We start from the raw sequence: 9,254 nt of genomic DNA, 5'->3' as shown, positions 1-9,254 counted from the left end.
GCCCCGGTCACCACACAGGTGACCGGGGCTACTGTGCATTCACCACACCACACAATCCGACACCCGCAGCCATCGCCCTACGCTGCATTGTGGCTGCGCGCATTCTCTCCTAGTCGCCAGATAGGTTGGAGCATCACGCACTTGATGGTCCCACGTCGTATCACTGCCACCCTGCTCACAGCAGCCCACCACCACGGGAACCCGGGTGGCGGTCAGCGTTCTCTAGCGGGATCACGGTCTTCTCTGAACCTTCAGATTCCCCCAACACGCCCTAACGGGTACCGTCTATACGGTTGCCAGTTATCTTTATGTCGGTTCACCGCGAACTGGCCTGGAAGATGGGGGAAGACCCCGATGTTCCGTATGCTTTATACGGTTAACTTGGTTCTTTGAGAACTAACTAGTGCAGGAGAAGGCTACTTATCATGACAGAGAACGGGTCACCCGAGGGCGTCGAGAACGCGAGCACCGCAACTGAGGCTGAGCATACTGTGTTAGAGGATCAGTCGCAGCGGCCCGCGGAGGGTCTGGAGTACGCTGCCCGCGCCATCGACCTGCATAAGCAATACGGCGAGGGGGAGACCGCGGTGACCGCGCTTGACCATGTCAACGTGGCTTTCGCGAAGAACCAGTTCACGGCGATCATGGGCCCCTCCGGTTCCGGTAAGTCGACCCTCATGCACTGCATGGCAGGCCTGGACTCGGCGACGTCCGGTTCGGCGCTCATCGGTGACACTGACCTGTCTCGCTTGCGGGACAAGGAGATGACTGACCTGCGCCGTGACCGCCTGGGATTTATCTTCCAGTCCTTCAACCTCGTGCCCACGCTGACGGCCGCGGAGAATATCACGCTGCCGTCGGATATCGCCGGCCGCGAGGTGGACAAGGAGTGGTTCGAGGAGATCACCACTCGTCTCGGCCTGGCGGAGCGTCTGACGCACCGCCCAGCGGAGCTGTCCGGTGGTCAGCAGCAGCGCGTGGCCTGTGCCCGCGCCCTAGTGTCGCGCCCGGAGATCATCTTCGGCGATGAGCCGACCGGTAACCTCGACTCCAACTCCGCAGCCGAGGTGCTCAACATCCTGCGTACGGCGGTGGACCAGGACGATCAGACGGTGGTCATCGTTACCCACGACGCGAAGGCCGCTTCCTACGCTGATCGTGTTGTCTTCCTCGCCGACGGCCAACTCGTCGACGAACTCATCGACCCCACCATGGACGAAATTCTCGCTGCCATGGCTGGTGTCGAGCGCTAGGGCCGGAGGAGTACTTCAGTGGCGAAGAATTCCACCATGCGCAAAGTCAGCCTGCGCAACATCGCGGCGCATAAACTTCGTCTCGCGCTGACGGTATTGGCCGTCGTGCTGGGCACGGCGTTCATCTCCGGCGCGTTCATGTTTACCAACTCCTTGGACTCCACCTTCAAGTCCGCGGTGAGCAGCGCCTACGACGGGGTCGACGCTGTCGTCTCCCCGGGCGAGGATGCCCCCGGCATTCCTGCGGCACTGCGCGAAGAAATGGCCGCCGATGACAAGGTGGCGGCGCTGAATGTCACGGCGTCGCAAAGCATCGTTTTAGCGAACGAGGACGAGGAACCCTTCCAGGTCGGTGGCGGCACCTCCGTGCTGTCTCCCTGGTACGACACCGACGATGTCGTCGGGCCCTCCCAGCAGATCGTCGAAGGTGAGGCCCCGAGCGGAGCCAACGACATCGCGTTGAATGAACAAGGTGCCGAGAACTTCGGTGTCTCCGTCGGCGATACCCTGCTTGTCGTTGACCCGCAGGACCGCCACGAGATGACCGTCACCGGCATCTACGAGCAGGAACTCGATTCCGCTAACGCGCTGAGCGTGCTCATGGCCGAAGACGAGTTCCTCGACCGCTACACCTTGGAAGGCACCACCAACCAGCTCACCCTCTCCGCCGCGGACGGCACCAGCGACACCGACCTGGTCGTCCACCTGGAGGAGACTTACGAGGGCATCGAGGTCGAGACCGGTGAAGCCCTCGCGGAGCGCGTCACTGAGGTGATGTCGCAGGCACTGAGCTTCGTCAACTACTTCCTCATCGCTTTCGGGCTCGTCGCCCTGCTGGTGGGTACGTTCCTCATCGCGAACACCTTCTCCATGATCGTCGCCCAGCGCACCAAGGAATTCGCCCTCCTGCGCGCCCTCGGTGCCGCCCGGAAGCAGATCACCCGCTCCGTCGTCTTCGAGGCGCTCATCATCGGACTCATCGGCTCCGTCATCGGCGTGGTCGCCGGCATCGGCCTCGTGGCCGCCATCAAGGCGGTCATGGCCACCCAGGGGCTGGATCTGCCTGACTCGGGGCTCGGCCTGTCGACGTCCGCCATCGTCGTGCCCGTCATTCTGGGTACCGTGGTCACCATCGTCTCCGCGTGGATTCCCGCGCGCCGCGCCGGCGAAGTCAAACCCGTCGAGGCAATGCGTTCCAGTGAGGCATCCACCGACCAGCCGCTCAAGGTCCGGACCATCATCGGCCTGCTGCTCATGGCTATTGGAGTGGCCGCGGCGATCGCGGGCGCGCTCATGTCCGACTCCGCCACGACGACCCGTGCCATCCTCGTCGGCATCGGTGCGGTGGGCGTCATCGTGGGCTTCTTCTTCGCGGGCCCCGCCATGTCCCTGCCGATCGTGCCGACACTCGGACGCATCATCGGCGCCCCCTTCGGGGCCATCGGCAAGCTGGCCGCCACGAACTCGCGCCGCAACCCGCGCCGCACCGCCGCCACCGCCTTCGCACTGACCCTGGGCGTTGCTTTGGTCACCGCAATCGGCATGCTCGGCGACACCATGAAGGCCTCCATCTCGGACGTCGTGGAGAACAACGTCTCCGCCGACTTCGTCCTCTCCGGGCCCACCAACTCCGGCTTCCCGACCCCCGCCGGCACTCCCGCCGCCGTCCGCGACGTCGACGGCGTGGACAAGGTCCTCACCATGTCCACCGCCCCCGTGCTTATCGACGGCCAGTCCTCCCAGACCTTCGGCCCCCACGCCCAGACCATGGTCATCGACGGTGACGTCAACGAGATGGCCGACGTCGTGGTCGCCGAGGGCACCTCTGATCTGGAGACCACCCCCGGCGTGCTGGTCACCACCGATTTCGCCGAACGCCACGGCTGGTCACTCGGGGACACCCTGGAGCTCACCGCCCCGGGTGTCGGCGCCGATCCGCGCGACATCGAAGTCGTCGGCATCTTCGAGCCGAACAACATGATCCAGAACATGGTCATCTCCGATCAGAACGTGGAGGACATGCTCCCGCCGGGGGCGCTGACCGTCACCATGGTCGGCGTCAACAGCGACGGCTCCCTCAGCGAGGACGAGCTACGCGCCAACCTGGAGGAGGCCGTCAAGGGCTTCATCGTCGTTCAGGTGATGAGCACCGAGGAGATGGCGGGCCAGGCGGGCCAGGCCATCGACATCATGCTCAACATCCTCTACGCCCTGCTGGCACTCGCGGTGATCATCGCGGTGCTGGGTATTGTCAACACCCTGACACTCGGCGTGATCGAGCGGCGCCAGGAGATCGGCATGCTGCGTGCCGTCGGCTCCCAGCGCCGTCAGGTCCGCACCATGATCACCCTCGAGGCAGTGCAGATCGCCGTGTTCGGCGCGGTCATGGGTATCCTCATCGGCCTCGGCCTCGGCTGGGCCTTCCTCGAGGTACTCAAGGACGAGGGGCTGGACACCATCTCCGTGCCGTGGGACCAGCTGGCGTGGATGCTCGCCGGTTCCGCAGTCGTTGGCGTAGTCGCCGCTATCTGGCCGGCTGGTCGGGCAGCCAAGACCCCGCCGCTGGACGCGATCTCCAACTAGCGGCACCGAAAGCTACACCTCAGAGCACCACCAGCAGCCACGCCACCGCCAGCCCGGCGATGAGCGTGGCTGACGTGTATCCGGCCGCCAGCCGGAAGCGACGGCCCTGCAGCAGTTCCCCGATCTCCCAGGCGAGGGTCGACCACGTCGACAAAGCCCCGGCGAAGCCGACGCCCGCGGCCAGCGCGAGCACCTCCCCATGCCCCAGTGACATACCAAGCACCACCACCGCCAGGAGGTTCGCGGCAAAAGTGCCGCGCAGACCACCCGGCCACAGCACCAGCAGGTGACGCATCAGGCCCCCGCAGAAACCACCGGCTGCCACCAGTAGTACCGCGCTCATGTGCGCCTCCGCAGCAGATCCCCCGCCCACCACGCGCCAACGCAGCCTACGAGGGTGGCCACCACATAACCCGCCGCCACAGGAAGGGGGAGACCGGTGGTGAGAAAGGCGAACGTCGAGAAGCTCGTGAAACCACCGAGGACACCGCGCCCCCAGAACACCCCGGGACGCAACCAGCCCATGAGAAACGCCCCCACGACGTTGATCCCGAGAAGGGGGACAACTCCGGAGAGGGCGAATCGGCCCACGGCACCGCAGGAGGCGCCGATGGCGACGGCCGCGGCGTCGCGAAGCACGTTACTTCCAGTCACTGCCCTGAGCGCGCAGGAAGGCGCCGACCTCCTCCGGCGTCGCGCGGAGCTTCGGGTCGAACTTGAGGTAGGCCTTCGTCTCCCGGGCCACGAGGCCGGAAAGGATGAGTAGGCCGACGAGGTTCGGCAGGGCCATCAGTCCGTTGGCCAGGTCGGAGAAGGACCACACGAGGTCGAGCTCCACCGTCGCGCCGACCAGCGCGGTGAAGGTGAACAGCATGCGGTAGGGGATGGTGCCGATGCGTCCGACCAGGGATTCCAGGGATCGCTCGCCGTAGTAGGACCAGCCGATGAGGGTGGAGAATGCGAAGAAGATGATCGACAGGGACACGATCGTGCCGCCCCACTCGCCGGGCAGTCCGGTGGAGAAGGCGTTGGCGGTCATGACGCCGGCGGTCTCACGGCCGGTATCCCACACGCCGGCAGTGACGATGACGAGGCCGGTGATGGTGACCACGATGAGCGTGTCGATGAACGTCTGCGTCATGGAGACCAGGCCCTGGCGTACGGGGTGGGAGGTCTTCGCGGCGGCGGCGGCGATGGCGGCGGAACCCATGCCGGACTCGTTGGAGAAGATACCGCGGGCCACACCGAACTGGATGGCCAGCATGATGCCAGCGCCGACGAAACCACCGGTGGCGGCGGTGCCGGTGAAGGCGTCGGTGAAGATGAGGGCGAGGGCGGCCGGGATCTGGCCGGCCTGGATGATGAGGACGATGATGCCGGCGGTGATGTAGAGGACGATCATCATCGGCACGAAGGCGGCGGTGATGCGGCCGATGGCCTGGATGCCGCCGAGCAGGACGGCGCCGACGAAGATGAAGATGATGACGCCGGTGATCATCGGGTCAATACCGAAGGTGCCTTCCATGTTGGAGGCGACGGCGTTGGCCTGGGTGAGGTTGCCGATGCCGAAGGAGGCGATGACGGCGAAGATCGCGAAGGAGACACCGAGGATCTGGCCGACCGGCCCGGAGATGCCGCGCTTGAGGTAGTACTGCGGGCCGCCGGAGATCTCCCCCTTGGCGTCGGTGGTGCGGAAACGCACGCCGAGGAAGGCCTCGGTGTACTTCGAGGCCATGCCGACCAGGCCGGTGACCCAGATCCAGAACAGGGCACCGGGGCCGCCGACGGAGATCGCGGTGGCGACGCCGACGATGTTGCCCACGCCGACGGTGGCAGCCAACGCGGTGGTGAGCGCCTGGTAGTTGGAGATGTCTCCCTTGCCGTCGGTGTCGGAGTTGTCGATGAGGCCGTGGCGCATCGCGCGTCCCAGGGTGCGGAACTGGATGCCGCCGAGGCGGATGGTCAAATACAGGCCGGTGCCGAGGAGGAGGGGGATGAGGACGAACGGTCCCCAGACGACACCACCGGCGGTGTCGAAGGCGTTCTGCAGCGATTCCATGCGCTCAAAGTACTACCGGGATGTGGCGTCGACCACATCGGGGCTGGGTGTGGCGTGCCGGGGCATGGTGGGTGCCCCCTGGCGGGGGTGCTTATCGACGCCCGCGCCCCGCACCCGTGCGCGGTCGTCGGCAGGCGACGACAATGGATAAGGACTGTTGTCGAGCACCGGAATTCAAGGAGAGACATGGCACACGAGCGCGCAGGCCAGCTGGCCCGTCCCGAGGACCTCATCGACATCGCGGAACTGGTCACCGCGTATTACACCCGCGAAGTCGACGTGGAGAACCCGGATCAGCAGGTGGCCTTCGGCACCTCCGGTCACCGCGGTTCCTCCCTGGACCACGCCTTCAACGAGCAGCACATCTGGGCCACCACCCAGGCGATCGTGGATTACCGCCGCGAGAACTCGATCGGCGGCCCGGTGTTCATCGGCCGCGACCCGCACGCGTTGTCCGAGCCGGCGATGGTCTCGGCGCTGGAGGTGCTCATCGCCAACGACATCGACGTACTGGTCGATGACCGGGGCCGCTACACCCCGACCCCGGCCGTCTCCCACGCCATCCTCGCCCACAACGCCGGCCTTTCCGGTGGTGTGACCGGCACCGATCCCAAGCGTGCCGACGGCATCGTCATCACCCCCTCCCACAACCCGCCGCGCGACGGTGGCTTCAAGTACAACCCGCCGTCCGGCGGCCCGGCCGACACCGACGCCACCGACTGGATCGCCCAGCGCGCCAACGAGTACCTGCGCGCCGACCTCGAGGGTGTCAAGCGTGTGCCGGTGTCCGGCGTGCTCGATGAGCGGGCCGGCAAGTACAACTTCCTCGACTCCTATGTCGATGATCTGCCGAACGTCGTCGACATCCAGGCGATCCGCGATTCGGGTCTGTCCATCGGTGCCGATCCGATGGGCGGCGCCTCCGTCGACTACTGGGGTGCCATCGCCGACACCCACAAGCTCAACCTCACCGTGGTCAACCCGGAGATCGACGCCACCTGGCGTTTCATGACCCTGGACACCGACGGCAAGATCCGCATGGACTGCTCCTCCCCGGATGCGATGGCCTCGCTCATCGCCAACCGCGACAAGTACGACATCGCCACCGGCAACGACGCCGACGCTGACCGCCACGGCATCGTCACCCCGGACCACGGGCTGATGAACCCCAACCACTACCTCGCGGTGGCCATCGAGTACCTCTTTGCCAATCGCCCCGAGTGGGGTGCCGATACCGCTGTGGGCAAGACGCTGGTGTCGTCCTCGATGATCGACCGGGTCGTCGCGAAGCTGGGCCGCACGCTCGTCGAGGTTCCCGTCGGCTTCAAGTGGTTCGTGCCCGGGCTTATCGACGGTTCCGTCGGCTTCGGCGGCGAGGAATCCGCCGGTGCTTCCTTCCTGCGTCACAACGGGCAGGTGTGGTCCACCGACAAGGACGGACTCATCCTTGACCTCCTGGCCGCAGAAATCACCGCCGTCACCGGCAAGACCCCCTCCCAGCGTTATGCGGAGCTGGCCGCCGAGTACGGCGCCCCGGCGTATGCGCGCACCGACGCCGATGCCAACCGCGAGCAGAAGGCCATCCTCAAGGCGCTGTCCCCGGAGCAGGTGACCGCCACCGAGCTGGCCGGGGAGCCGATCACCGCGAAGCTCACCAACGCGCCGGGTAACGGCGCCGCCATCGGCGGCCTCAAGGTGACCACCGAGAACGCCTGGTTCGCGGCCCGCCCCTCCGGCACCGAGGATAAGTACAAGATCTACGCCGAATCCTTCCGCGGAGAGGAGCACCTGCGTCAGGTGCAGCAGGAGGCTCAGGCTGTGGTGTCCCAGGTGCTTGGGCAGTAACCGACTGTGATGTTGGCCCGTATGGCCGAATTCATATGGGCTGTAGGCAGGTGCGTGCACTAAGGTCTGGGGATGTGTCCACTAAAGAACAGGCCTTGACGGCGTCGGCAGGTTTCCGGGAGACTCCGGGCGCGCGAACCGACGTCTCACCCACCTCCGGCACCGGCTTCTGGTCGGGACGTACCGGGCAGCGAATCCTCGACGCCATCAGTGCGTTCGCACGTTTCTACATGGCGTACGTGTGGATCTCGGCGGGTATCCCGAAGCTCAACGACCACATGAACATGACGCAGGCGATCGCCGCGTATGAGATCTTCACCCCCTACTGGTCTGATCTGCTGGCCCGCCTCATCGGCCCGCTGGAGATCGCCGGTGGGCTGCTGCTCTTGCTGGGCATCTTCCTGCGGCCCGCCAGCAAGGTGGCGTCCTGGGTGATCGTCCTGTTCATCGTCGGCGTCGCCTCCGCGTGGATGCGCGGCCTGGCCATCGATTGCGGCTGCTTTAACATTGAGCCCAACACCGACGGGCAGGCCATGGACTACCTCATCACCATCCTGCGTGATCTCGTCTTCCTGGCGTTGTCACTGTGGACGGTCTACCGTCCGTTCAAGCGTTTCGCCATTTACCCCTGATGCACCCCGATTCAATAAAGGAATAACACTGTGAGCAAGTCGACCAAGGTCAGCAACCCGAACTCCAAGGGTGGCAGCGGCTTCATCTGGGCCATCGTGGCGGTTATCGCCATCGCGGCTGTCGTCATCGGCTACATCGTCATGTCCGGCCAGGGCAAGAAGACCGAGCACCTCGCCGACCGTGAAGCCATCGACGTGGCCTTCGAGTCCGAGTTCTCTGACAACGCCGTCACCCTGCGCGCCGCGGACGCCAAGGCGGACGCGGAGGTCGTCGACCTCTACGAGGACTTCTCCTGCGGCTACTGCGGCCAGCTCGCGGTGAACACCGATGAGCAGATGCAGGCCGCCATCGAGGAGGGTGACCTGATCGTCAACGTCCGTACCCTCAACTTCCTGGACCGCGGCAGCATCGACGGCCACTCCACCCGCGCCGCCGCCGCCGTCCTGGCCTTGGCCGAGGCCGGCGAGACCGATGCCTACTGGAACCTCCGTGCCTACCTGATGGAGGACCAGGAGGAGCTGTACAACAAGTGGTCCAACGATGACTTCGCCAACGCTGCGAAGGAGTTCGGTGCCTCTGACGCGGCCGTCGAGAAGATCCGTTCCGGTGAGAACGTCGAGCCGACCAACTCGCTGGCCACCGCCAACGCCGACAAGCTCAACGCCGAGACCGGTTCCGTTTCTTCGCCGCGCGTGATCCAGGACGGCCAGGACGTCGAGGTCGCCGACATCAACCAGTGGATGGACGTCGTCCTGGGCTAAACAGGCCGAAAGTTCACTGACCAGGGGATTTGTTTCTGAAGCGCGCAGGCGTGTACATTGAAGCAAGTTCCAAGGGGCTATGGCGCAGCTGGTAGCGCACCACACTGGCAGTGTGGGGGT

Annotated in this window: 8 protein-coding genes; 5 read left to right on the top strand and 3 right to left on the bottom strand. The window is 65.3% G+C overall.

The features are described 5' to 3' along the window. Positions 1 to 425 precede the first annotated feature (425 nt). Together Q4G50_RS13910 and Q4G50_RS13905 are read left to right on the top strand one after the other, a co-directional pair. Positions 426 to 1,253 carry an ABC transporter ATP-binding protein gene (locus Q4G50_RS13910; protein ID WP_303378249.1) on the top strand — a complete coding sequence of 276 codons (828 nt, stop codon included), beginning with the start codon at positions 426 to 428 and terminating at the stop codon, positions 1,251 to 1,253. 18 nt (positions 1,254 to 1,271) lie between these two features. Then, entirely contained in the window at positions 1,272 to 3,836 is a 2,565-nt protein-coding gene (locus Q4G50_RS13905) for an ABC transporter permease (protein WP_303378248.1), read from the top strand. A 19-nt stretch (positions 3,837 to 3,855) separates the two neighbouring features. Here the strand turns inward: Q4G50_RS13905 and Q4G50_RS13900 are convergent, their stop codons facing one another. Genes Q4G50_RS13900 through Q4G50_RS13890 form a run of 3 tightly spaced genes read right to left on the bottom strand, consistent with a single transcriptional unit; the run spans position 3,856 to position 5,895 of the window. Continuing rightward, positions 3,856 to 4,179 (bottom strand): CrcB family protein, encoded by a 324-nt coding sequence (locus tag Q4G50_RS13900; RefSeq protein WP_303378247.1) that lies wholly within the window; start codon positions 4,177 to 4,179, stop codon positions 3,856 to 3,858. Beyond that, positions 4,176 to 4,490: a fluoride efflux transporter family protein gene (locus tag Q4G50_RS13895; RefSeq protein ID WP_303378246.1), complete on the bottom strand. Its 315-nt coding sequence runs from the start codon at positions 4,488 to 4,490 to the stop codon at positions 4,176 to 4,178. Before Q4G50_RS13895 ends, Q4G50_RS13900 begins: the two co-directional genes overlap by 4 nt. Further along, the gene (locus Q4G50_RS13890) at positions 4,477 to 5,895 is read right to left on the bottom strand and encodes a sodium:alanine symporter family protein (RefSeq protein WP_303378245.1); all 1,419 of its coding nucleotides are present in this window, start codon (positions 5,893 to 5,895) and stop codon (positions 4,477 to 4,479) included. The genes Q4G50_RS13895 and Q4G50_RS13890 overlap by 14 nt, the downstream gene beginning before the upstream one ends. A 186-nt stretch (positions 5,896 to 6,081) precedes the next feature. Between Q4G50_RS13890 and pgm the strand changes: the two genes are divergently transcribed. From pgm to Q4G50_RS13875, 3 genes are all read left to right on the top strand, one after another. Beyond that, the gene (gene pgm, locus Q4G50_RS13885) at positions 6,082 to 7,740 is read left to right on the top strand and encodes a phosphoglucomutase (alpha-D-glucose-1,6-bisphosphate-dependent) (RefSeq protein ID WP_303378244.1); all 1,659 of its coding nucleotides are present in this window, start codon (positions 6,082 to 6,084) and stop codon (positions 7,738 to 7,740) included. A gap of 194 nt (positions 7,741 to 7,934) precedes the next feature. Next, a complete protein-coding gene (locus Q4G50_RS13880; protein ID WP_303378250.1) occupies positions 7,935 to 8,372 on the top strand; it encodes a MauE/DoxX family redox-associated membrane protein in 438 nt (145 codons plus the stop codon). Positions 8,373 to 8,402: 30 nt separating this feature from the next. Then, positions 8,403 to 9,134 (top strand): thioredoxin domain-containing protein, encoded by a 732-nt coding sequence (locus Q4G50_RS13875; RefSeq protein ID WP_303378243.1) that lies wholly within the window; start codon positions 8,403 to 8,405, stop codon positions 9,132 to 9,134. Positions 9,135 to 9,254 lie beyond the last annotated feature (120 nt).

The organism is Corynebacterium sp. (assembly GCF_030538285.1).
Taxonomy (GTDB): domain Bacteria; phylum Actinomycetota; class Actinomycetes; order Mycobacteriales; family Mycobacteriaceae; genus Corynebacterium.
Note: the sequence above shows the minus strand (reverse complement) of the source record. Positions and strands in the feature narration are given on the sequence as shown.